Raw genomic sequence first — 22,942 nt, 5'->3', positions numbered from 1 at the left:
TAGCCGTTTTTTAGTTTTATTACCACAAAACGTCTCATTTTTTAGGTGAAATTTAGCTATTTTGGCGAAAAAAACTAGAGAAAATGACAAAAAAAATCATATAACTATTAATTCAAGAAAGAGATTAATAAGATTGCAAACTAATTTCACCTGCCAAGAGGGTGATCGTTGATAAATCGGGTAAGGTTACAAGTAAGCGTCCATCTTCCATAATCTTAACAGCTTGTCCTGTGATCGTTTTTCCATTTTTTTGAAAGCTAATTTCTTTGCCTAAAACAAAGGAATGTTTACAGTAAATCGGATAATAAGCTTTGGATGGATCGTTTAGTAGGGAAGATAAATGATTCAAATAATTAGTGATAAGTTCTTCTCTAGTGATTGATTCATGACCTGGCTCAAACAAAGCCCCCATCTTATGCTGTAAGTCAACAGGAATCTGCTCAGGAAAGGCACTCAGGTTGACACCTGTTCCAATGATGATGCCGTTGATCTGATTAGTTTCTAAATCAAGGGTTGTTTCTGTCAAAATACCCGCAATTTTTTTTTGATTAAAATATAAATCGTTGACCCACTTAATACCAATCTCAAATCCTGTTAGTTTTTCTATTGTTTGTGTGAGGGCAGCCGCTGCGATTAGGGTAAAAGCAGGAAGCTCATGGCTACTTACGTTAAAAGGAATATAGAGACTTAGATAAAGCCCATTGTATATATCCGAGACGAACTGGCGCCCTAAACGTCCACGGCCATTTGTCTGTTTATCAGCGATTAATAAATAAGGATGCTCGCTTGTGATTTCTTTAGATTGAATCATCTGTTTTAAAACAGTATTAGTTGAAGATAGAATTGCTTGATGGTCAATAGTTATCATCGGCCATTTGTTTTGTAATTGATTCGTTAAGTTGGGGATCGATAAAGGAGGTTCAGGATAATAAATAACAGTATCTTGGGTTATTTCAAGAGAATGATCCTCGCTTAGTTCTTCAAGAAGAAGTGAAAGTTTTTCAGGGAAATGTTTAATTAAAGTAGCGCTAGAAATAGGTTGTCTGGCGTGGTGCATTAAATAGTTTAAAAGTTTTTTTTTCATAACGAGTACCTGCATGTTTTTTAATTTAATTATACCTTAAGCATGATGAAATAAATAATAGAAACTAACGCACAGAGGGGAAATTTATGGTACTATTTCTTTATAACATAGAACAGGAGTGTATGTGGGCTATCATGAAAGTAACAATCAAAGATATCGCTGAAGCAGCAGGCGTTTCGACTACGACCGTTTCTCAAATTTTAAATAACAAAGGCGATCGATTTAGTGTAGAAACACGTAAAAAAGTGATGAAAGTGGTAGAAGAATTTAATTACCAACCAGACTTTTTTGCTCAAAATATGGTAATGAGAAAATCTAAGACAATTGGAATGATTGTACCTGACGTGACCGACTTCTTTTTCTCAAAATTAATCGAAGGTATTGAAGAACAACTAAACGCAGCTGGTTATATGATTTTGTTATGTAATACCAATCATGACAAACGATTGGAAGCAAAATATTTTAATGAATTAATGCGTCGTTCAGTCGAGGGAATCGTGATTGCCACTCCCAATATTTTAGATGATGCCATCTTGAAGAATAGCAAAGTTGTGAACCGTGAAGTGCCGCTTATATTAATCGATTTAGGGAAAAATACGCGTAATGAAGGCAAGTTGCTGGTTGAAGAATATCAAGGGGTTTATGATGCAACGGAATATTTACTTGAAAATGGTCATAAAGAGATTGCTTTTTTACGTGAAATTGGCGACTATTATCAACTGTCTGAACGCATTACAGGCTTTTTAAATTGTTTGGAAGACCATCATATCGAACACAACCCACGTTTAATCGAGAGTAGTTTTTTAACTATTCGTGGAGGGTATAACGGGACGAAACAATTACTTGAGAAAAACATTCCATTTACGGCACTTATTTGTACAAATGATCAAATGGCAATAGGAGCGTATCAAGCTATTATGGAGGCAGGTAAACGAGTACCTGATGACATTTCGGTAGTAGGATTTGATGGCTTAGAAATTAGCCGTTTTGCTTCACCTTCTTTAACGACAGTTTACCAACCAGTTTTAGATTTAGGGCGAACAGCCGGTAAGTTTATGTTACAGGCGATTAACGACCCTAAACGTAAGATTCCAAATAAAATTTTCCCTACCAAATTAATCATTAGAGATTCAGTAAAACGGTTGACCTAGCACTTACTAAGTGCTATCATGTTAATGAAAGCGGTTCATACACGAACGTACGAACTGAGTAAAACGTTTTACAAAATTTCTTTTTTACCTTTATATAGGAGTTAGCTATAATAGACAATGTAGGAGGATGGATACAATGAGAATGGTCGATTTAATTGAAAAAAAACGTGATGGTGGGAGCTTATCTAAGGAAGAAATCGGATTTATAGTTAGTGGTTACACTGATGGATCAATTCCAGATTATCAGATGAGCGCTTTTTTAATGAGTACCTTTTTTCAAGATATGACAGATGAAGAGATTACTTATTTAACTCTAGCGATGGCACATTCAGGTGATGTGATCGATTTAGCCTCAATTGAGGGTGTAAAAGTTGATAAACATTCAACCGGTGGTGTTGGTGATACAACAACGATTGTGTTAGCACCATTAGTAGCCGCAGTAGGAGTTCCCGTTGCGAAAATGTCAGGTCGTGGCTTAGGTCATACCGGTGGGACAATTGATAAATTAGAATCGATCCCTAACTTCAAAGTTGAAATCCCTAGCGATGATTTTATTCGATTGGTGAATGATACAAAAGTGGCTGTAACAGGTCAATCTGCAGATTTAGCACCAGCCGATAAAAAAATGTACGCCCTACGCGATGTAACAGCAACAGTCAACTCTATTCCATTAATCGCAAGTTCGATTATGAGTAAAAAAATTGCTTCAGGAGCGGATGCTATTGTACTTGATGTTACAACCGGTGACGGGGCATTCATGAAGAATATTGAGGACGCTAAGCGTTTAGCTCATACAATGGTTAGAATTGGTAAATTAGCTGGACGTCAAACAATGGCAGTTATTTCCAATATGTCTGAACCACTAGGTAATGCTATTGGTAACTCATTAGAAGTTATTGAAGCTATTGAAATGCTTAAAGGAACAGGCCCTAAAGATTTGGAAGAACTTGTTTATATATTAGGCAGTCAAATGGTTGTTTTAGCCAAAAAAGCTGATACTCTAGAAGAAGCGCGTACGTTATTAGAAGATGCACTACATTCTGGTAAAGCGTTAGACAAATTCAGAGAAATGATTATCAATCAAGGGGGCGACCCAAGTGTGATTGATGATTATAGTAAATTTGGTGAAGCAAAATATGTTTACGAAGTTCCGGCTAAATCATCAGGTTTTGTTAGTGATATTCAAGCAGAAAGCATGGGTGTTGCGGCAATGATGTTAGGTGCTGGTCGTAAAACAAAAGAAGAGTCTATCGACTATACAGTGGGCTTAATTTTAAACAAAAAAGTTGGCGCACAAGTAGCACAAGGTGATTCTTTAGTAACTATCTACTCTAATACAGAAGATGTCCAAGAAGTTGTCCAAAAAATCTATGACAGCATGACGATTGGTGAATCAGCAGAAGAACCAAAATTAATTCACGGTATTGTAACCGAATAAGGTTTAAGGAGAAAAGAGATGTGTGAAACGAAGAAGAATGAATGGGTGGATTTAGCACAAGCTGCTTATGAACACTCTTATGTACCGTATTCTCATTTTCCGGTTGGCGCTTGTTTAGTAACGAAGGAAGGTCAAGTATATACCGGTGTTAATATTGAAAATGCTTCATTCGGTTTAACTAATTGTGCAGAGAGAACAGCCTTTTTTAAAGCAGTATCAGAAGGTCATACAGAATTCAAACATTTAGTCGTAGCGGCTAAATCAGAAGATCCTGTAGCGCCATGCGGGGCATGTCGTCAAGTCATGATTGAGTTTTGTGAACCAACGATGGGTGTGACGCTTGTTAGTAGAGAGGGCAAACTAAAAGAAACAACAGTAGGAGAATTGTTACCTTATTCTTTTACTGATAAGCAAATGGAAGGTAATTAAATGAGATTTAACCTGCACGAGCAGTTAAATAAATAAAAAAAACTATTTTAGGGGGCTTTACAGAAATGAAAAAGGCAAAACTATTTAGTCTTGGAGCAGCAACATTAGCATTAGGACTTGGATTAACAGCATGTGGAAGTAACAACGACAAGACTGCAGATTCAGGTGCGGCAACTGGTGGCGACGTAGACAAAGCACATACTGTTGCAATGGTTACAGATATCGGTGGTGTTGATGACCGTTCATTCAACCAATCAGCTTGGGAAGGTTTACAAGCTTGGGGTAAAGAACACGGTGCTGAAAAAGGTGTTAACGGATTTGATTACATCCAATCTAATGACGGGTCAGAATATACAACTAATATTGACTCAGCTGTATCACAAGGTTTCAAAACAATCTTTGGTATTGGTTACTTATTACAACCAGGTATCGAAGCAGCTGCAGCTCAAAATCCAGATACACAATTCGGTATCATTGATAGTGTAATCGAAGGATTTGATAATGTTGTTTCTGCAACATTCAAAGATAACGAAGCAGCTTACTTAGCAGGTATCGCAGCAGCTTACACAACTAAAACTGACAAAGTTGGTTTTATCGGTGGTGAAGAAGGTGTTGTAATTGACCGTTTTGAAGCAGGTTTTGCTAAAGGTGTTGAAGACGGAGCTAAAAATCTAGGTAAGAAGATTGAAGTAACAGCTAAATATGCCGCATCATTTGGCGATCCAGCTAAAGGTAAAGCGTTAGCCGCTGATATGTACAAAAATGGCGCAGACATCATCTACCATGCATCAGGTGGTACAGGTGCTGGGTTATTCCAAGAAGCAGCTGCTTTAAACAAAGATCGTGCAAGTGATGATAAAGTTTGGGTTATCGGTGTAGATAGCGATCAACAAGCTGAAGGTGTCTACAAAAACAAAGACGGTGAAGAAGATAACTTCACATTAACTTCAACACTTAAAGGTGTAGGGGCAGCTGTCCAAGATATTTCTACTCGTGCATTAAACGATGAATTCCCAGGTGGTGAAAGTTTAGTTTACGGTCTTAAAGACGGTGGGGTAGACTTAACAGATGGTTTCTTATCAGACGATGCTAAAGCAGCCGTTAAAGAAGCTAAACAAAATGTTATCGATGGTAAAGTAGAAGTTCCTGAAACACCAGGAAAATAATACATTACTATTCTAAATTAAACAGCTTAAGACATAGCCTTGTTGCTCAGCAACAAGGCTATGATATAAATAAAAGGCGTTTTTCCGCTTTTACGTAAGTGAATATTTACTATTTATTTACGTAAGAGGAGGTTTTTCCTCAAAAAGTTGTAGTAGTTACTCGGAAATTAAATATCGATTGACAGTAAGTACGTTGTTGCCTAAGTAAACAATAAATTGTTAGGATGTGAAGATTGTGACAAAAGACTTAGTTATAGAAATGAGAAATATTACTAAGCAATTTGGTACCTTTAAAGCAAATGATAATATCAATTTGCAACTAGAAAAAGGTGAAATCCATGCACTATTAGGTGAAAATGGAGCGGGTAAATCAACTTTAATGAACATTTTGTCTGGATTATTAGAACCGACATCTGGAGAAATATTATTAAATGGTGAGGTAGTCAATATTTCAGGTCCCACAGCGGCAAATCGCATGGGTATCGGAATGGTTCACCAACATTTTATGCTAATTGATGCATTTACAGTGACAGAAAATATTGTATTAGGTAGTGAATTAACAAAGAATGGTGTTCTTGATCAAAAGAAAGCACGCCAGGAAATTATCGAAGTTTCAGAAAAGTATGGGTTAGATGTTGATCCGGATGCTTATATCCGTGATATTTCAGTTGGAATGCAACAACGTGTAGAGATACTTAAAACGCTTTACCGAGGAGCAGATATCTTAATCTTTGATGAGCCAACAGCTGTGTTAACACCACAAGAAATTGACGAATTAATTGATATTATGCATGGTTTAGTTAAAGAAGGTAAATCTATTATTATTATCACACATAAATTAGATGAAATTAAAAAAGTTGCCGATCGTTGTACGGTTATCCGTCGTGGTAAGAGTATTGATACGGTAATGGTAAAAGATGTTTCTTCACAACAATTAGCCGATATGATGGTAGGACGTTCTGTTTCATTTAAAACAGAGAAAAGAGAACCACATCCAAAAGACGTAGTGTTAAGTATTGAAAATTTAGTGGTAAAAGAAGCACGCGGCTTAGATGCTGTTAAAAACTTAAGCTTAGAGGTTAGAGCTGGTGAAGTGATGGGAATTGCTGGTATTGACGGTAACGGTCAAACAGAATTAATCCAAGCGTTAACAGGTCTTAAAAAAGTTGAAAGTGGTTCGATTAAAATTAAAGGCGAAGAAGTAAGCGACTGGAAGCCACGTAAGATTACGGAATTAGGTGTAGGACACGTTCCAGAAGACCGCCATAAATATGGTTTAGTCTTAGAGATGTCTTTAGCTGAAAATATTGGCTTGCAAACTTATTACAAAGAACCTTTAAGTAAAAATGGCGTGTTAAATTATAAAGTGATTAATGAATATGCACGTAAATTAATCGATGAGTACGATGTTCGTACAGTCAATGAGTTAGTGCCTGCTAAAGCATTGTCAGGAGGTAACCAACAAAAAGCAATTATTGCCCGTGAAGTGGATCGTGACCCTGATTTACTTATCGTATCACAGCCAACACGTGGACTTGACGTTGGAGCGATTGAATATATTCACAAACGTTTAATTGATCAACGTGATAAAGATAAAGCCGTATTAGTGGTAAGCTTTGAATTAGATGAAATCTTAAATGTTTCTGATCGTATTGCTGTGTTACATGCTGGTGAAATTGTAGGTATTGTAAATGCAAAAGAAACAACAGAAAACGAACTAGGATTAATGATGGCGGGTTATTCATTAGAAGAAGCGCGCAAAGAACTACAAAATTCAGAAGCAGGTGATATCAATGGATAATAGTACGAGCAATTTGAAAAAAGTACTGGTACCCGTATTATCAGTGCTTCTAGGGTTTCTATTAGGAGCCATTATCATGTGGGTGTCAGGGTATGACGCAATCGCAGGATATAAAACAATGATTAACACGGCATTTATTAATCCCCAAACAGGTGCAATAAATCCAAAAAGTATCGGAGAAATATTTGTAACAGCTGGGCCGTTAATTTTTACCGGTTTAGGGTTTGCGGTAGCTAATACTGCCGGATTCTTTAATATCGGGTTATCTGGTCAAGCATTATGTGGTTGGGTTGCGAGTGTTTGGACAGTATTAGCGATGCAAGGCATGCCTAAATTAGTGGTTGTTCCCGTTGCAGTTATCGTCGGTGCTCTAGCAGGTGCTGTTGCGGCAGCAATCCCAGGTGCGTTACGTGCATTCTTTGGTACAAGTGAAGTAATTGTAACGATTATGATGAACTATATTTTATTATATGTAAGTACGCATATTGTTAATAACGTTATGAGTGAGTCAATTATTCAAACAAAAGGTGTTACAAAAAATGTCGGCTTAGAAGGCTCACTTCGAACAGAATGGTTAGGTCAAATTTCTAACGGTTCTCGTTTAAACTTAGGTATTATTTTAGCCATAGTTTTCTTAGTTTTAGTTTGGTTCTTATTAAAGAAAACAACATTAGGTTTAGAAATTCGTTCAGTTGGGTTAAACCCGTTTGCCTCTGAATATGCAGGTATGAGTAGTAAACGTACAATCATTATTTCAATGGTGATTTCTGGTGCGTTAGCTGGTTTAGGTGGCGTTGTGCAGGGGTTAGGAACATTTAATAACTTCTTCGTTCAAGGTTCATCATTAAGTATCGGTTTTGATGGGATGGCCGTGTCATTATTAGGATCAGGCACATCAGTAGGTATTTTGATTTCTGCCTTACTATTTAGTGTCTTAAAGCTTGGTGGACAAGGGATGCAATTTGCAGGTATTCCACCAGAGTTAGTAGATGTCGTGATTGCTTCGATTATCTTCTTTATCGGTATTAGCTTTATTATTAAGTTAGTCATCGACAAAGTAATTAAAGATAAAAAAGCAGAAACAATTGATTTAAAACCAACACCAAGCAATGAGAATAATGAAGGGGGGACTATCTAATGGATTTATCAACAATAGCTTCACTAGTAACCCAAACCTTAATTTATGCTACACCTTTAATCTTAACAGCTTTAGGTGGTGTCTTCTCAGAACGCGGTGGGGTTGTTAACGTAGGTCTTGAAGGTATTATGGTAATGGGAGCATTTAGCTCAATCGTCTTTAACTTGAGTTTTGCTGAACAACTTGGCGCTTGGACGCCTTGGGTAGGTGTGTTAGTCGGTGGTTTAACAGGGATGTTATTCTCGTTAATCCATGCAGTAGCAACCGTAAGTTTCCGTGCTGACCATATTATTTCAGGTACAGTGGTAAACTTAATGGCTCCTTCGTTAGCTATTTTCTTAGTTAAAGTAATTTATCAAAAAGGTCAAACAGATAATATTAGAGAAAGTTTTGGTTACTTTACATTTGAACATTTATCAAAAATTCCAGTGTTAGGGCCAATCTTCTTTGAAGGTACTAGTTTACCGGCTTACTTTGCAATTATTGTAACGATTATTGCGTGGTTTGTCTTGAGTAAAACAAAATTTGGTTTACGTTTACGTGCCGTGGGTGAGAATCCTCAGGCTGCAGATACATTAGGTATCAATGTTTACGCAATGCGTTATGCAGGCGTATTACTTTCAGGTTTCTTAGGTGGTATGGGTGGAGCAGTTTTCGCTCAACAAATCGCCGGACGTTTTGCTATTACAACTATTTCAGGTCAAGGGTTTATCGCAATGGCTGCAATGATCTTTGGTAAATGGAATCCACTAGGTGCGATGGCTTCAGCAATTTTCTTCGGATTTGCTCAAAATATCAGTATCTCAGGATCAAACTTACCAGTTATTTCATCAATTCCAGCAGTATACTTACAGTGTGCCCCTTACGTCCTAACTATTTTAGTCCTAGTGATTTTCTTAGGAAAAGCCTCAGGACCAAAAGCAAACGGGAAAAATTATATCAAGTCAAAATAAGCGTTTTACACAAAAGGGCGGGGCTAGGGAGATGTTTCTTAGCCGCGCCCTTTTGTGTTAACATATAATTATAAGGATAGAGAGGAAAGTGGGAAAAATGTTTAAACGTATGCATTTAATCGTCATGGATTCAGTAGGAATTGGAGAAGCACCAGATGCTGAGAAATTTGGCGATGTAGGTAGTCACACATTAGGTCATATTGCAAAAGAAGTAGGCCTAAATGTGCCGAACATGGAGCAATTAGGTTTAGGAACTATTGAGCCGTTAACAGGTGTTAAGGCAGTTGAAAATCATCAAGGTTATGCAACTAAATTGCAAGAAGTTTCAGTAGGTAAAGACACAATGACAGGTCACTGGGAGATTGCTGGTTTAAATATTCAAACGCCATTCCGAGTATTTCCAGAAGGATTTCCACAAGACTTGTTAGATAAAATCTCTGAGTTTTCAGGTCGTGGTATTATTATGGGCGCTAATAAACCTTATAGTGGAACTGCAGTTATTGATGATTTTGGAGCAGAACAAATGGAAACAGGCTCATTAATTATTTATACATCAGCAGATCCAGTGTTACAAATTGCTGCACACGAAGATGTCATTCCATTAGAAGAGCTATATCGTATTTGCGAATACACACGTGACATTACAAAAGATGATCCTTATATGATTGGCCGTATTATTGCGCGTCCTTATGTAGGGGAACCAGGCAACTTTACACGTACACCAAATCGTCATGACTATGCCTTAGATCCATTTGGTGAAACAGTATTAAATCACTTACAAGATGCGGGTAAAGAAGTCATCGCAGTAGGTAAGATTAACGATATCTTTAATGGTCAAGGCATTACAGACTATGTTCGTACTGCTTCTAATATGGATGGGGTAGATAAATTATTAGACGTGATGGCACGTGATTTTGAAGGATTAAGTTTCACGAACTTAGTAGATTTTGATGCGTTATTCGGTCATCGTCGCGACACACCAGGTTATGGTAATGCTTTAGAAGAATTCGATGCACGCCTACCTGAAATTATTGACGCAATGGCAGAAGATGATTTATTAATGATCACTGCTGACCATGGTAATGACCCAACATTCCCAGGAACTGACCACACTCGTGAATATGTTCCATTAATGTTATTTAGCAAAAAAATGACAGGTAAAGGTAACTTACCAGTTGGACATTTCTCAGATATTTCAGCAACTATTGCAGAAAACTTTGGCGTTGCAGCGACTGAAAACGGCACAAGTTTCTTACAAGAATTAAAATAAAAAGACAAAAGACAAAAGGAGTTTGACATGAATAAAAAACTAAGTGAACAATTAAAAGAGACAGCAGCATTTATTAAAGATAAAGGTGTAGGCGCTATTGATTTTGGTATGATTTTAGGATCAGGCTTAGGTGAATTAGCGGATGAGATTGCTAATCCTATTGTGATTCCTTACGAAGAAATTCCTAATTTCCCTGTTTCAACAGTTGTTGGTCATGCTGGACAATTGGTTTATGGAACACTTTCAGGTAAAAATGTATTAGCGATGCAAGGACGTTTCCATTTTTATGAAGGCCATTCAATGCAAACTGTGACATTCCCAGTTCGTGTAATGAATGCCTTGGGCGCTCATTCAATGATCGTAACAAATGCTGCTGGTGGATGTAATACATCATTTACACCAGGTAATCTAATGTTAATTCAAGACCATATTAACTTCACTGGTGATAATCCATTAATTGGGGAGAACGAAGAAGATTTAGGTCCACGCTTCCCTGATATGTCAGAAGCTTATGACAAAGAGTATGGAAAAATTGTACGTGAAGTCGCAACTGATCTAAAAATTATGTTACAACAAGGGGTTTATATGGGGTTCTCAGGTCCAACGTATGAAACACCTGCTGAAGTTAAAATGGCACGTATTTTAGGGGCGGATGCTGTCGGTATGTCAACCGTTCCTGAAGTCATCGTAGCTCGTCACATGGGCATGCGCGTGTTAGGTATCAGCTGTATTACGAACTTAGCAGCCGGTATGCAAGCGAACTTAAACCATGATGAAGTAGTTGAAACAACAGAACGTGTTAAAGAAGAATTTAAATCATTAGTGAAATTAAGTTTAGAAAAATTATAATTCAAATTTACTAGGAGGATTAATTGTGAGTATTCATATTGAAGCCAAAGCTGGCGAGATTGCTGATAAAGTGTTATTACCAGGAGATCCATTAAGAGCAAAGTATATTGCTGAAAAGTTTTTAGATAATCCTAAACAGTATAACAATGTTCGTGGGATGTTAGGGTTCACAGGAACCTATAAAGGGGTGCCTGTATCTGTTCAAGGTTCTGGTATGGGAATGCCTTCTGCGGCTATTTATGCAACAGAATTAATTCGTGAATACGGCGTAAAAAAACTAATACGTGTAGGAACATGTGGTTCTATTCAAAAAGATGTTCACGTCCGCGATTTAGTTTTAGCACAAGCTGCAGCGACTTCTTCAGCGATAATCCGTAATGATTTTCCAAAACATGATTTCCCACAAATTGCTGACTTTAACTTATTATTAAAAGCTTACGAAACAGCTAAAGAAAAAGGTTTTAATATTCATGTGGGGAATGTGTTATCTGATGACATGTTCTATAAAGATAGTATGGACGAAGTCTTCCGTTTGGGTGAACATGGTGTGTTAGGTATTGAGATGGAAGCAGCGGTTCTTTATTACTTAGCGGCAAAATATCATATTCAAGCGCTTGCGTTAATGACTGTAAGTGATCATATTTTAACGGGTGAAGAGACAACATCTGAAGAACGTCAAAGTACATTTGATGAAATGATGATCGTCGCACTAGATACGATTATTGCATAAAGTGATTGAATAAGGTGCTTGAGAGGGCGTTTAGATTTTGAGTAATATGCAGCACGATGACGAAAATTGTGAAGCAATTTTTGAGAGTCGTGACATATTACCGAAAAAATCTGTCTTCGAAAGCCCGTTCATTAAAGTGATTGAATGAGCGTTTATCCCCAAAAAATAATGAAACCCATTCAAAAATAGCTTCTCATATTTTTGGAATAGGGGGGAATTATTTTCGAGGGGATGTTCATGAAATCCGGATTGCATAAAGTGATTGAGAACGCGATCAGCTCTGATAAGAAGTTAAAATTGAATCGTTTAGTAAAATAGAAAAAAGCCAGCCGATTAGGAACTATCCCATTTTAAAGGGGAAGCTCTTAATCGGATGGCTTTTTTAAATCATGATATCTTTGTTACTGATGATAATTTTATTATTTAACACATGGATTCTATCTTTGTCGATTGGATTAAAGGTATCAAATTCGATTGCACAGGTGTTGATGTTGAGTTTATAAATAGTACCTGTTGCGACATGACTTAGCAAGGTTGATTTAAACTGTACGAGTTGACCTATTTTTAATAATGACATGTTTTCCTCCTAAAAAAAGAGACTATCAAACAAGATAGTCTCTTTCATTTATTGTGTTATTAAGCTTTAACGATGTTAATTGCTTGTAAACCACGTTGGCCTTCTTCAGTGTCAAAAGTAACACGTTGACCTTCGTCTAAAGTTTTGAATCCGTCACCTTGGATTGCTGAGAAATGAGCAAATACATCATTACCATCTTCCATTGTAATAAAACCAAATCCTTTAGCTTCGTTAAACCATTTCACTGTTCCGTTATTCATATATATCTTCCTCCTACTAAATTGTATTGCAAAAAATATCAAGGTAATAGGAGTTAAATAAAACGTATTATATTTTCTCAGATTACTATTAAAATTAATTACATACTTAGTATAACACACAAATCCGTTTTCTCCTAATTTATCGTAAAAGTATGAAAAGACAGCTCCTATTCTTTAGTGAATCATAACTCGTTTAGTAAAGAAATAATGACTGAAACTTATCGCCAAGCACGCTGCAAACAGAAGGATTAATCCTGGGGCATCATCTTTTTGAGCTAGGATGTAGCTATAGAAGACTAAGATTAGTTGGATGAACAGTTGGATGCGGGTTAATTGCGTATGTAAGTTTAGCTGGCTAAGTTGTTTTCTTTTTAAGACGATGAGTGATGTGATGCTTAAGTATGCAAGTAACAAGATATTGATGACTAGGACTATAGCTAGCGTGATTACTATAGCCGGTTGTTTAGCAAAAAAATAATAGGTAAGGCTAAACGCTAAAGGATGTGTGAATAAATTGATGGCTAGTAGGATGAATGGAGATAAGAAAAATAGATTGTTTTTCATAAGAAGACCTCGTTTTTTCTTTTATTTTAGCGGAAAAAAGAAGTGCGTGAAATGATTGATAGGATTCTTAGTTAAATCTTATGAAAGTCGGATATATTTTTTAATGAGGGTATAATTGACTGTTTATGCGATTTAGAGCCGTATCTTTTGCAGAGAATTTAGGTAGTTGCTATAGTTTAATTAGAAAAAAGTTTTTTTGTTATTCTATAACAATTAGGGAGATGGTAGTATGGCCGGTGGCGGTATGGGTGGTATGCGTAGTTTTACTCAAGACACGGAAAAAATCAAAGGTGCCAAGATTAACAAAGACACAGTGATTCGTGTGTTGAAGTACGCAAAACCTTACAAATGGTTTTTAGCTTTATTTTTAGTATTTATTATTATTGATGCGTTGATTGGCGCATGGACTCCGTTATTATTTAAAGCAATTATTGATAAGTGGATTCCTACTAAGGACACAGGGAATGTTATTTTTTATGCAGGGTTAACGGCAATTCTTTCAATTATTAGTGCTCTTCTTTCGATTGCACAACGTTGGGTCTCAACAAAGATTGGTCAAGGGGTTATCTTTGATTTGCAAAACCAATTATTTGAACATATCCAAAAACAATCACTTGCGTTCTTTTCTAGAACTAAAACAGGTGCGCTAGTACAACGTATTAACGGAGATGTTATGGGAGCTCAATCGGTGTTTACGAATACATTGAGTAGTATTTTTAGTAACACATTATCCGTTGTGTTTACCTTAGCGGCGATGTTAAGTATGAGTTGGCAGTTAACGCTGATTGCGTTACTATTGATTCCAGCTTTTATTTTACCCGCAAAAATTGTTGGGCCTAAATTGTCGTTATTAATGCGTGAATCGTATGATTTAAAAGCAGATGCAACGCAATTATCTAATGAACGTTTCAATGTATCGGGAGCTCTTTTAGCTAAAAGTTATGGAGATCCAAAAGTAGATGCACAATTATATGCTGACCAAATTGGTAAAGTTCGCGATTTGAGTATTAAACAAGCTTTAACGGGTTCATTCATGCGAGTGATGATCGGAACTGTTTCGGCAATTGCCTTAGCGGTTGTTTATGGTTTTGGTGGTGTAATGGCCATTAAAGAAACGATTACGGTCGGGGTAGTAGTTGCCTTAGCATCTTATTTAAATCGTCTATACGGTCCAATTACGTCACTATCAAATATTCAAGTTGACGTCTTAACAGCGTTGGTTTCCTTTGAACGTGTGTTTGAAATTTTAGATTTAGAACCAAGTGTCAAAGAATTACCAGATGCAGAAGATTTACGCCCATTTGTTGCTCAAAATGGTTCAAGTATTACGTTTGATGATGTTAGCTTCCGCTATCCAAAAGATTCTGAAGTGAGTTTAGGTAGTTTAGAAACGATTTCAGATGATCGTGGCGACAGTGATGACATGATTCTTAAAAACATTACGTTCAACATTGAGCCAGGCCAAATGGTTGCCTTAGTTGGTCCAAGTGGGGCCGGTAAGTCAACTTTATCAGGTTTGATTTCACGTATGTATGATCCAAATGAAGGAACGATTAGTATTGCTGGTAAGTCATTAAGAGAGGTTAGTTTGGACTCTATTCGTGAAACCGTTGGGGTAGTGAGTCAGGACGCTCATATGTTCCATGACACAATTGCTAGCAACTTACGTTATGCTAAACCAGATGCGACGGAAGAAGAAATGATTTTTGCATTAAAAGAAGCCTATATTTACAATTTAGTTGAAGATTTACCTCAAGGGTTAGAAACCGTGATTGGTGACCGTGGTTATCGTCTGAGTGGTGGGGAACGCCAACGTTTAGCGATTGCTCGTTTATTATTAAAATCACCTGATATTGTTGTTCTTGATGAAGCAACAGCTCATTTAGATAGTGAGAGTGAGCATTTCATTCAAGAAGCATTTGAAACAGCATTAGCTGGTCGTACGTCAGTTGTCATCGCCCATCGTTTATCGACTATCCGTAAAGCAGACAAGATTATTGTCTTGAAGAGCGGAGAAGTGGTCGAAATGGGAACGCATGATGAATTGATTGCGAAAGAAGACGGTGTTTATCATGAACTCCATGATTTACAATTTAGTGATGACTAGTAGTCGGTAACGTTTTCAACGCAAATCAAATAAGGTATAATGGTAGCGTACAGTGATGTGCGCTACTTTTTAATTACAAGGAGGAAACATCATGGAAAATTTTCAGTTTTATGCGCCCACAAAGGTTTTATTTGGACGTGAACAAGTCAATCAATTACCAGAATGTTTAAGTACATTTGGTCAAAACGTATTACTTGTATATGGTGGCGGAAGTATTAAGAAAAATGGTTTATACGATAAAATCCAAGCGTTGTTAGGTGCGGACTTTAATCTTTTTGAATTAGCAGGGGTGGAACCTAATCCACGAATTGAAACGGTTAGAAAAGGTGTCGCATTATGCCAAGAACACGAGATTGATGTAATATTAGCAGTCGGCGGAGGGTCAACCATTGACTGTTCTAAAGGAATAGCAGCCGGTACTTTTTATGATGGAGACCCTTGGGATTTCACAAGTAATAGTTCATTAGTGACAAAGGCATTACCTATCGTAAGTATTTTAACCCTGGCTGCAACAGGTTCTGAAATGAACGGTGGTTCAGTGTTAAGTGACATGAGCAAAAATGAAAAATTAAGTTTTCATAGCCCTTTAACGATTCCAAAAGTTTCAATATTAGATCCAGAAAATACATTCAGTGTCCCAGCGTATCAAACGATGGCAGGTTCATCAGATATAATGAGTCATTTGATTGAAAATTACTTTAGTAAAGCAAAAGGAGCGCAAGTGCAAGATCGTATAGCAGAAGGCTTAATGAGAACGGTGAAACAATACACCCCAATCGCACTAGAAGAACCTACTAACTATGAAGCCAGAGCGAACTTAATGTGGGCCAGTTCACTAGCATTAAATGGTCTAACAGGTCGTGGGAAATCAGGTGCTTGGACGTGTCATGCAATTGAGCATGAATTAAGTGCGTATTATGATATCACACATGGTATTGGGTTAGCCATCGTGACACCACGTTGGATGGAATATGTGTTGAACGAAGACACCGTTGATAAATTTGCGATGTTTGCGGTGAATGTCATGGGATTAGCTGTAATCGATGACAAATACGCGTTAGCCAAAGCCGGGATTTACGAGTTAAAAAACATGTTCAAAGCATGGGGCGTGCCAATGACATTGCCTGAAGTAGGGATTGGCGAGGAAAAATTAGCTTTGATGGCTGAAAAAGCGATTGAGCATAGTGCCTTATCAACTAGTTCATATGTGCCACTAACAGCCGATGATGTACTACAAATTTTGACTAAGTGTCTTAAATAAAGAAAATAAAATAGACAAAAAAACCTGAAACACGCTAGTAGTGTGTCTCAGGTTTTTTTGTCTATTTTAATATGATGAAGTAATTAAGGGTGATATTCTTGCCAATCTGTTGTTAAATAGCGGTCATTATCTATTTCGTAATGAACAGAGGGGTTAGTTTTTAAAAAGGCTTGTAAGTCCTCATCTAATGCTAACCATCCACGCCATCCTAAATGAATAGTATCCTCCATAAAGTAATCTACATCATTTTGATCTGTATAATCTGCGATAGTTTTAAATCCTTGACTGGTTAGTTGTTGCTTAATTTTAATGCTAAAATCTTTTAGCATCTCTTGAGAAACCCCTGTATAGTCAGACCATTTTTTATTTACGGGAGGAATAACAAATAGTGGTTTAATGTTTTCCTTAGCCATTTGATTTAATACTAGTTGGAAATCGGCATATTCGGGAGAATTTAAATAGTTAAATTTCTTTTGTGAGTTTTCTAGACTACTTTCTACAGGGGCAATCCGTGTGTCGTAAAATTTATTCGAAATTTGATACGGATTGTTACTGGTATTTTTACTACCTAGTTGAACGGCTAATTGATCTAACTGTTCATCATTATAGACGTTAGGTAATTGTTTTTCTGCTTTATCAATTCGTTTTTGTTTACTTCTAACAGCGAATTTAGAAAAGAGATGATCTTCCTGGCTAAATAAATTATGTTGGAAGGTAGCGCCTTTGATATCCGTGCTGGATAGTTCCTCACCGTCTGCCATTTTTTGTAGGACTTTATTTAATAAGGTATCGGATTTAACACTTGAAAAATCTAATAAGCGTTGTGCGGTGTAGCGACTCGCTTCACTGTCTTCTTTATGTGTTAAGACCCATTGATAAGTTTGTAGAGGCGAGTAATAAAGTGAAAACATCGCATCACTTACGCCTTCTTTAACAAACCATTGTGGTGAAATAATAAAGACCACTTGCTTATTGGTTAATTCTTTCCCCATTGATTGAATCATTAAAAATTGTGCTAATGATTGCGTACCAGGTGCCCCTAATAGGAAGGGTTCATAATCTCGTTGATATTTCTGTGCCAAAACAGACGGATGTAAAGCATTGATTCGGCTCAACTCTGAAGAGCCAAAAAAAGGTAAGTACTTGCCTGTTCCCATCGCAGTATTTTTTAACGAATTGCCTTTAATGACATTAATGGACATTGACGAAGCCGACTGGTGAATTGCTTTTTCTGAAGGACGACTCGTCCATTTGAATGGGGAAAAGAGCAATACTATCACCAGGCAGATAGCCACCATTAAAGGGCCAATCGCCATGAAAAGTTTTTTCTTAGACATTAGTTTTGTAATTGTGTGACTTGATCAATGATTTGTTGTGGTGTTCCCCATTCAGAACGATCGAATTCAGAAATTGGTACAGCTACGCCACATTGATTTTCTAATTCTACTAATAGTTGCACGCTAGCAAGTGAATCAAGAATCCCTTCATCGAATAAATCAGTGTTAAGTTCTGCTGCTAAGTTTTCAGCCCCAGTAATATCTTCTAAAATGTTTAATACCATAGTTTCCGTTGTCATTATAATAATCTCCTTTAGTGTTGGTTAATTAAATAGTAAAGAATTGTTTTATCACAAGATCAAAAAATCCTGAGAAAATTAGTAAGCTAAAGCAAACGGTATTGAACGTGATGAAGATGGCTAACGCCTTTGTCCAATGATTGCTTGGTAGCTGTCCTTTATGTTTTTTCTTATAGCGAAGCCAGGCATCGTTGACACAAATAGCAGTCGCATGGAATAAGCCGTAAGCGATATAGTACCACGTTAAACCGTGCCAAACGCCCATAATTAGGAATAGTGCAAAGTAACCGATATTTGAAGCTACAATTCGGCTTTTGAATACTTTTTTCTTAATTAAAGTAAACATCAAACGCATGTAAACATAATCTCTAAACCAGAAAGATAAAGACATATGCCATCTATTCCAGAAATCTTTGATGTTTTGAGCAATAAATGGTTTATTGAAGTTCATTGGCGTTTCGTAACCTAATAAGTAACTGACTCCAACCGCGAATAGACTGTAACCGGCGAAGTCAAAGAATAGGTAAAAACTATACACATACATATAGCCTAAAGAACCAAGGAATAACATACTGCCGTTTAACGCTTCATTTTGAATGACAGGTAGTAATAAACTACCTAATAAATAGCCAATAATAAATTTGTATAAAATACCTAAGAAAATGTAGTTAATACCTTTTCCTAACAATTTCACATATGTATCGTGGTCAGGATGTTGATAATAATTCGTAGTGAAACGACGAAAACGATCAATCGGTCCGGCTGAAATCGTAGGGAAGAAGACTAAGAAGTTAACATAATCTTTTATTTTCAATTCCTTAATTTGTCCATCTCGCGTTTCCATAATTACTTGAACAGATTTAAACGTTAAATAAGAATAACCTAAGAAATAAAATAAGGGTTGTCCGTGATTAACTAGTGGTGCTTGTTGAGTAAAAATAGGTAAGAGCTTAATCAAAAACATTGGGACGATACTCAGAAGCACACTGAGATAAAACCAACCCGATTGATTTGCTTGTTGGCGATAATTGAAATACAACTTACTAACGACCACTTGCCAAATTAAATAGCCGATTAATGCCAATCCTTGTGTCTTATTAGGTCCAGCAAAGCTAATCCATAAGAAAAAAAGTGTGAGGAAGGCTTGATAACCTGTCAGTCTTTTCCCTTTTAATGAATAGATAATCGATGGAATAAAAAATAAGGCGATAAGAATAAAGTAAAAAGGCTTTTCATATGGTGTTAAGTAAGGAAATGAATTTAACCAAGACACCATCATGATGAAGAGCCTCCTTGTGCTAATTCTTTCCGATTAATTTTTCCGTTGGCTGTTAACGGGAAGCTGTCTAAGTAAATGAATTTTTGTGGAATCATATACGGCATTAAATGATGAGATAGTTCTGATTTAATCTCTGTTGTTTGTTGCCGATCGTTAAGCTCGCTAGCTTCTTTCATCACAATATAGGCAATGAGTTGTTTGACTTTTCCGTTTTGGTACTTAGGTAAGACGCAAGCACGACGAATGCGGTTGATATCTTCTAGATGATGTTCAATATCACCTAACTCAATGCGATAACCGTGTAATTTGATTTGATCATCCATTCGACCTTGATAAAATAGTAAATCATTTTTGATATAGCCTAAATCACCAGTTTTGTATGCCGCTTGTCCATCGTATTGAACGAAAGCTTCCGCTGTTTTTTCAGGGTTTTGATAATAGCCAGGCGAAACGCTAGGGCCAACAATTAAAATTTCCCCGATTTGGTCATCGTCTTCGCCGGGCTCTGTTTCTAAAATAACTAATTGAGTATCCGATTTGACTTTTCCTAAAGGTAAACGGGGATAGGTCGCCAGTATGTCTTGTGTAATCGGTACACTAGTCACCGCTACTGTTGCTTCAGTAGGACCGTATGTGTTGAAAATTAGACTAGCTGGAAATTGCTGACTTAATTTTGTTGCCACGTTATGCGGTAATTCTTCTCCACAAAACAAGAAGTGTGATAAGCTCGCCATCTGTTCTTGATTTACCTGAGAATCCATTAAACAAATTTCCATAAATGAGGGCGTTGAAACCCATACGTTGATATTTAATGACGGAAGTGTTTTAAAAAGTATAGGGAAATTATCGGTCACGTTTTTTGCTAAAGGTACCAATGTTCCTTCTGTTAAAAGCGCTGGATATAAATCCATGACAGATAAATCAAATGAAAACGGTGCTTGGCATAAAAAGCGTTGCTGTTTTTTTAGCTTGAAGTCACTCAACATCCAGTCAGTATAACTGATTAAGTTGTTATAAGTGATTTGCACGCCTTTAGGTTTGCCGGTTGTGCCAGAAGTAAAAATGATATAGACAAGGTCGTCCTGTTTCACCCAATAAGTTGGGTCGACCACATCTTTGTAAACACTCGTTATTTGATTGAACTGTTGTAAGTTGATAAGTTGATTAGTTGCTAAAGGCCACTCATCGAATGAGACAACTAATCCCGGTTGTGCTTCCTCGTAAATCATGTGAAGTCTATCATCCGGTGTGTGAGTATCTACTGGTACATACGGATGCCCAGACTTTAAACAAGCAAGGAATGTAATAATCATTTCCTTATTAAGCCCGCCTTTTACTAAAATCGGTTGTTTATTTGGTAAATGTTCAATGAAATAGTGTGCTAGCGCATTTGACTGTTCTTCTAACGCTTGATAAGTGCCAGTTATAGTTGTTAAGCGATCATCGTAATAAAGTTGATTAGGATAGGATGATGCCGTTTCTTTAATTTGTTGAATAATTTTATTAACGTTCATAAGTTTTCTCCTAGAATTGGTTATAAATGAAAGAACCTTGTCCGACGTGACAGAAATGATACAAATAGATCATTGCAACTAAGATACCTGTGTAAAAAACAGCTTTCATAGAAAAAATTGTCCATTCATTTGATAATAATTTTGTTAGTTGTTTCATTTTTCTTCACCTCGTTGTTTGTTTGCTTACTTAAATAATAAAAAAAAGGGGTGATATTTACAATGGAGCCTATGGAGGAAGTTTATCTAGGACTAAAGTCTGATTTTTTTAGTATTTTATAAGATTCAGCACAAAAGGTAGGAAAGTATGTGATGTTTTTGTAAACTATTAGAAAAGAGTGTTTAAGTGAATAAGAGAGTAGATGATCGTGTGAATAAAGAAATGATAGTAAGAGATGGTTCAACAATACATTATCAAATCAGAGGGTATGGGGAAGCCGTGATGTTTTTGCACGGTAATAGCCAGAGTCACCGTTACTTCATGAAACAAAAAACGACATTTAGTCAACGCTTCAAAACGATTTGGTTAGATACAAGAGATCATGGCTGTTCAACTAACACACAGAATACGTTGACGTTTGAAATGATCGTTGAAGATATCTATGAGTTAATCCAAAAAGAACAATTATTGAAAGTATCACTTGTTGGCTTTAGCGATGGTGCCAATATCGCGTTGTTATTTGCTAAATATTATCCGGACTATCTAGATAAACTAGTATTAGTTTCTCCAAATGTTTCATTAGAGGGATTAAAACCTTCACAACAAGTTAAAACGAGACTTTATTTAAAGTTTGTGACCTTTTTTAATTTTTCAGCCGCTAAACGTCGTGCGCAGTTAGCGTTAGCTGAAACAGGGATTAGTCGAGAAGAGTTACAACAATTAACTGCACCTGTTTTATTAATACAAGGTGTCTGGGATATCATTGAACCGCAACATATTAATAATATCTCAGAACAGTTGCCGAATGTTACCGTTGAACGCGTAAAGGGTGTGGGACATTCGGTGCCATTTTTACGTCCAAGATGGTTCAATGATCATGTATTGGCGTTTTTGAGTAAATAAAGAGGCGTTATGACAATTTGTCGTAACGCCTCTTTATTATGATAGGTAATATTTTGAATGGAAACTTAGATCGTCGTTCAATTCATACACAAGTGGTTGTCCCGTTGGAATTTCTAATTCTAAAATTTGTTCCTCGGTTAACCCTTCTAAATGCATGGCGATAGAGCGTAATGAATTACCATGAGCAACGATTAAAATAGTTTCGTTATTCAGTAATTTAGGAGCGATATGATCTTGCCAAAAAGGTAACGTACGCACTAAAGTTGTCTGTAAACTTTCACCTCGTGGAATAGCGTGAGGGTCTAGATGCTGATATTTAGGATCTAATGAAGCACTACGTTCGTCTCCAGGCTCTAATAAAGGCGGGAGAACATCATAAGAACGACGCCATAAGGTTACTTGTTCTTCTCCGTATTTATCTGCAGTATCTTGTTTATTAAGCCCTTGTAACGCACCATAATGTCGTTCGTTTAGACGCCAAGATTTATATTCAGGCACCCAAAGTTGTCCGATTTCTTCCATGACGATATGAGCTGTTCTAATTGCGCGTTGTAAAACAGATGTATAGACTTCATCAAACTGTAAGTGTGCTTCTTTGATTTTTTGTCCTGCTAAATGAGCTTCTTGGATACCTTGTTCGCTTAAAGGAACATCTGTCCATCCAGTGAATCGGTTTTCAAGATTCCAAACACTTTGACCATGTCGAATAACTACTACTTTTTTCATATTCATTCG

The 22,942-nt window shown here is 36.8% G+C and carries 22 protein-coding genes; 13 read left to right on the top strand and 9 right to left on the bottom strand.

The window, feature by feature from the left end:
* Positions 1–124 precede the first annotated feature (124 nt).
* Positions 125–1,084 carry a biotin--[acetyl-CoA-carboxylase] ligase gene (locus E4Z98_RS09500; RefSeq protein ID WP_167790883.1) on the bottom strand — a complete coding sequence of 320 codons (960 nt, stop codon included), beginning with the start codon at positions 1,082–1,084 and terminating at the stop codon, positions 125–127.
* A gap of 134 nt (positions 1,085–1,218) precedes the next feature.
* Between E4Z98_RS09500 and E4Z98_RS09495 the strand changes: the two genes are divergently transcribed.
* The 10 genes from E4Z98_RS09495 to deoD all read left to right on the top strand — a co-directional run bounded on the left by E4Z98_RS09495 (position 1,219) and on the right by deoD (position 12,009).
* Positions 1,219–2,235 carry a LacI family DNA-binding transcriptional regulator gene (locus tag E4Z98_RS09495; RefSeq protein ID WP_135253834.1) on the top strand — a complete coding sequence of 339 codons (1,017 nt, stop codon included), beginning with the start codon at positions 1,219–1,221 and terminating at the stop codon, positions 2,233–2,235.
* A 136-nt stretch (positions 2,236–2,371) separates the two neighbouring features.
* On the top strand, positions 2,372–3,673 hold the full coding sequence (locus E4Z98_RS09490; RefSeq protein WP_135253833.1) for a pyrimidine-nucleoside phosphorylase: 1,302 nt from the start codon (positions 2,372–2,374) through the stop codon (positions 3,671–3,673).
* A gap of 18 nt (positions 3,674–3,691) precedes the next feature.
* A complete protein-coding gene (locus tag E4Z98_RS09485; protein ID WP_135253832.1) occupies positions 3,692–4,102 on the top strand; it encodes a cytidine deaminase in 411 nt (136 codons plus the stop codon).
* Between the two features lie 65 nt (positions 4,103–4,167).
* The gene (locus E4Z98_RS09480) at positions 4,168–5,268 is read left to right on the top strand and encodes a BMP family lipoprotein (protein ID WP_135253831.1); all 1,101 of its coding nucleotides are present in this window, start codon (positions 4,168–4,170) and stop codon (positions 5,266–5,268) included.
* Positions 5,269–5,527: 259 nt separating this feature from the next.
* Positions 5,528–7,069, top strand: coding sequence for an ABC transporter ATP-binding protein (locus E4Z98_RS09475; protein ID WP_425330208.1), 1,542 nt, complete (start codon positions 5,528–5,530; stop codon positions 7,067–7,069).
* A complete protein-coding gene (locus E4Z98_RS09470) occupies positions 7,062–8,207 on the top strand; it encodes an ABC transporter permease (protein ID WP_135253830.1) in 1,146 nt (381 codons plus the stop codon). The genes E4Z98_RS09475 and E4Z98_RS09470 overlap by 8 nt, the downstream gene beginning before the upstream one ends.
* The gene (locus E4Z98_RS09465) at positions 8,207–9,160 is read left to right on the top strand and encodes an ABC transporter permease (RefSeq protein WP_135253829.1); all 954 of its coding nucleotides are present in this window, start codon (positions 8,207–8,209) and stop codon (positions 9,158–9,160) included. Before E4Z98_RS09470 ends, E4Z98_RS09465 begins: the two co-directional genes overlap by 1 nt.
* A gap of 97 nt (positions 9,161–9,257) precedes the next feature.
* Entirely contained in the window at positions 9,258–10,430 is a 1,173-nt protein-coding gene (gene deoB / locus E4Z98_RS09460; RefSeq protein WP_135253828.1) for a phosphopentomutase, read from the top strand.
* A 27-nt stretch (positions 10,431–10,457) separates the two neighbouring features.
* On the top strand, positions 10,458–11,279 hold the full coding sequence (locus E4Z98_RS09455) for a purine-nucleoside phosphorylase (protein WP_135253827.1): 822 nt from the start codon (positions 10,458–10,460) through the stop codon (positions 11,277–11,279).
* 25 nt (positions 11,280–11,304) lie between these two features.
* A complete protein-coding gene (gene deoD / locus E4Z98_RS09450) occupies positions 11,305–12,009 on the top strand; it encodes a purine-nucleoside phosphorylase (protein ID WP_135253826.1) in 705 nt (234 codons plus the stop codon).
* A gap of 382 nt (positions 12,010–12,391) precedes the next feature.
* Here deoD and E4Z98_RS09445 read toward each other — a convergent pair whose 3' ends face one another.
* The gene (locus E4Z98_RS09445; RefSeq protein ID WP_135253825.1) at positions 12,392–12,586 is read right to left on the bottom strand and encodes a hypothetical protein; all 195 of its coding nucleotides are present in this window, start codon (positions 12,584–12,586) and stop codon (positions 12,392–12,394) included.
* A 59-nt stretch (positions 12,587–12,645) separates the two neighbouring features.
* Positions 12,646–12,846, bottom strand: coding sequence for a cold-shock protein (locus E4Z98_RS09440; RefSeq protein WP_135253824.1), 201 nt, complete (start codon positions 12,844–12,846; stop codon positions 12,646–12,648).
* A gap of 793 nt (positions 12,847–13,639) precedes the next feature.
* On the opposite strand from E4Z98_RS09440, the gene E4Z98_RS09435 reads away from it, so the two are divergent.
* A complete protein-coding gene (locus tag E4Z98_RS09435) occupies positions 13,640–15,517 on the top strand; it encodes an ABC transporter ATP-binding protein (protein ID WP_209316289.1) in 1,878 nt (625 codons plus the stop codon).
* A 91-nt stretch (positions 15,518–15,608) separates the two neighbouring features.
* Positions 15,609–16,778 (top strand): iron-containing alcohol dehydrogenase, encoded by a 1,170-nt coding sequence (locus tag E4Z98_RS09430; RefSeq protein ID WP_135253823.1) that lies wholly within the window; start codon positions 15,609–15,611, stop codon positions 16,776–16,778.
* An 83-nt stretch (positions 16,779–16,861) separates the two neighbouring features.
* On the opposite strand, the gene dltD is transcribed toward E4Z98_RS09430, so the two are convergent.
* From dltD to E4Z98_RS09405, 5 genes are read right to left on the bottom strand one after another with little or no spacing between them, the layout of a single operon-like run.
* The gene (gene dltD / locus E4Z98_RS09425) at positions 16,862–18,058 is read right to left on the bottom strand and encodes a D-alanyl-lipoteichoic acid biosynthesis protein DltD (RefSeq protein WP_342588956.1); all 1,197 of its coding nucleotides are present in this window, start codon (positions 18,056–18,058) and stop codon (positions 16,862–16,864) included.
* A gap of 56 nt (positions 18,059–18,114) precedes the next feature.
* Positions 18,115–18,354 (bottom strand): D-alanine--poly(phosphoribitol) ligase subunit DltC, encoded by a 240-nt coding sequence (dltC, locus tag E4Z98_RS09420; RefSeq protein WP_135253821.1) that lies wholly within the window; start codon positions 18,352–18,354, stop codon positions 18,115–18,117.
* 28 nt (positions 18,355–18,382) lie between these two features.
* Positions 18,383–19,630: a D-alanyl-lipoteichoic acid biosynthesis protein DltB gene (gene dltB / locus E4Z98_RS09415; protein WP_135253860.1), complete on the bottom strand. Its 1,248-nt coding sequence runs from the start codon at positions 19,628–19,630 to the stop codon at positions 18,383–18,385.
* Positions 19,630–21,147 (bottom strand): D-alanine--poly(phosphoribitol) ligase subunit DltA, encoded by a 1,518-nt coding sequence (dltA, locus tag E4Z98_RS09410; protein WP_135253820.1) that lies wholly within the window; start codon positions 21,145–21,147, stop codon positions 19,630–19,632. The genes dltB and dltA overlap by 1 nt, the downstream gene beginning before the upstream one ends.
* A 10-nt stretch (positions 21,148–21,157) precedes the next feature.
* Positions 21,158–21,304, bottom strand: coding sequence for a teichoic acid D-Ala incorporation-associated protein DltX (locus tag E4Z98_RS09405; RefSeq protein ID WP_135253819.1), 147 nt, complete (start codon positions 21,302–21,304; stop codon positions 21,158–21,160).
* Positions 21,305–21,490: 186 nt separating this feature from the next.
* Between E4Z98_RS09405 and E4Z98_RS09400 the strand changes: the two genes are divergently transcribed.
* Complete coding sequence (locus E4Z98_RS09400) at positions 21,491–22,207, top strand: alpha/beta fold hydrolase (RefSeq protein ID WP_135253818.1); 717 nt, start codon at positions 21,491–21,493, stop codon at positions 22,205–22,207.
* Between the two features lie 36 nt (positions 22,208–22,243).
* Here the strand turns inward: E4Z98_RS09400 and gpmA are convergent, their stop codons facing one another.
* Positions 22,244–22,933, bottom strand: a complete 690-nt coding sequence (gene gpmA, locus E4Z98_RS09395) for a 2,3-diphosphoglycerate-dependent phosphoglycerate mutase (protein WP_135253817.1) — start codon at positions 22,931–22,933, stop codon at positions 22,244–22,246.
* Positions 22,934–22,942 lie beyond the last annotated feature (9 nt).

The organism is Vagococcus xieshaowenii (genome assembly GCF_004792515.1).
GTDB classification, from domain to species: domain Bacteria; phylum Bacillota; class Bacilli; order Lactobacillales; family Vagococcaceae; genus Vagococcus_A; species Vagococcus_A xieshaowenii.
This window is presented reverse-complemented; position numbering and strand designations above follow the sequence as displayed.

Excerpts from the sequence above, each read along its gene's own strand:
- E4Z98_RS09500 (WP_167790883.1), bottom strand. The coding sequence starts at position 1,084 with ATGAAAAAAAAACTTTTAAACTATTTAATGCACCACGCCAGACAACCT.
- E4Z98_RS09495 (WP_135253834.1), top strand. The coding sequence starts at position 1,219 with ATGAAAGTAACAATCAAAGATATCGCTGAAGCAGCAGGCGTTTCGACT.
- E4Z98_RS09490 (WP_135253833.1), top strand. The coding sequence starts at position 2,372 with ATGAGAATGGTCGATTTAATTGAAAAAAAACGTGATGGTGGGAGCTTA.
- E4Z98_RS09485 (WP_135253832.1), top strand. The coding sequence starts at position 3,692 with ATGTGTGAAACGAAGAAGAATGAATGGGTGGATTTAGCACAAGCTGCT.
- E4Z98_RS09480 (WP_135253831.1), top strand. The coding sequence starts at position 4,168 with ATGAAAAAGGCAAAACTATTTAGTCTTGGAGCAGCAACATTAGCATTA.
- E4Z98_RS09475 (WP_425330208.1), top strand. The coding sequence starts at position 5,528 with ATGAGAAATATTACTAAGCAATTTGGTACCTTTAAAGCAAATGATAAT.
- E4Z98_RS09470 (WP_135253830.1), top strand. The coding sequence starts at position 7,062 with ATGGATAATAGTACGAGCAATTTGAAAAAAGTACTGGTACCCGTATTA.
- E4Z98_RS09465 (WP_135253829.1), top strand. The coding sequence starts at position 8,207 with ATGGATTTATCAACAATAGCTTCACTAGTAACCCAAACCTTAATTTAT.
- deoB (WP_135253828.1), top strand. The coding sequence starts at position 9,258 with ATGTTTAAACGTATGCATTTAATCGTCATGGATTCAGTAGGAATTGGA.
- E4Z98_RS09455 (WP_135253827.1), top strand. The coding sequence starts at position 10,458 with ATGAATAAAAAACTAAGTGAACAATTAAAAGAGACAGCAGCATTTATT.
- E4Z98_RS09445 (WP_135253825.1), bottom strand. The coding sequence starts at position 12,586 with ATGTCATTATTAAAAATAGGTCAACTCGTACAGTTTAAATCAACCTTG.
- E4Z98_RS09440 (WP_135253824.1), bottom strand. The coding sequence starts at position 12,846 with ATGAATAACGGAACAGTGAAATGGTTTAACGAAGCTAAAGGATTTGGT.
- E4Z98_RS09435 (WP_209316289.1), top strand. The coding sequence starts at position 13,640 with ATGGCCGGTGGCGGTATGGGTGGTATGCGTAGTTTTACTCAAGACACG.
- E4Z98_RS09430 (WP_135253823.1), top strand. The coding sequence starts at position 15,609 with ATGGAAAATTTTCAGTTTTATGCGCCCACAAAGGTTTTATTTGGACGT.
- dltC (WP_135253821.1), bottom strand. The coding sequence starts at position 18,354 with ATGACAACGGAAACTATGGTATTAAACATTTTAGAAGATATTACTGGG.
- dltB (WP_135253860.1), bottom strand. The coding sequence starts at position 19,630 with ATGGTGTCTTGGTTAAATTCATTTCCTTACTTAACACCATATGAAAAG.
- dltA (WP_135253820.1), bottom strand. The coding sequence starts at position 21,147 with ATGAACGTTAATAAAATTATTCAACAAATTAAAGAAACGGCATCATCC.
- E4Z98_RS09405 (WP_135253819.1), bottom strand. The coding sequence starts at position 21,304 with ATGAAACAACTAACAAAATTATTATCAAATGAATGGACAATTTTTTCT.
- gpmA (WP_135253817.1), bottom strand. The coding sequence starts at position 22,933 with ATGAAAAAAGTAGTAGTTATTCGACATGGTCAAAGTGTTTGGAATCTT.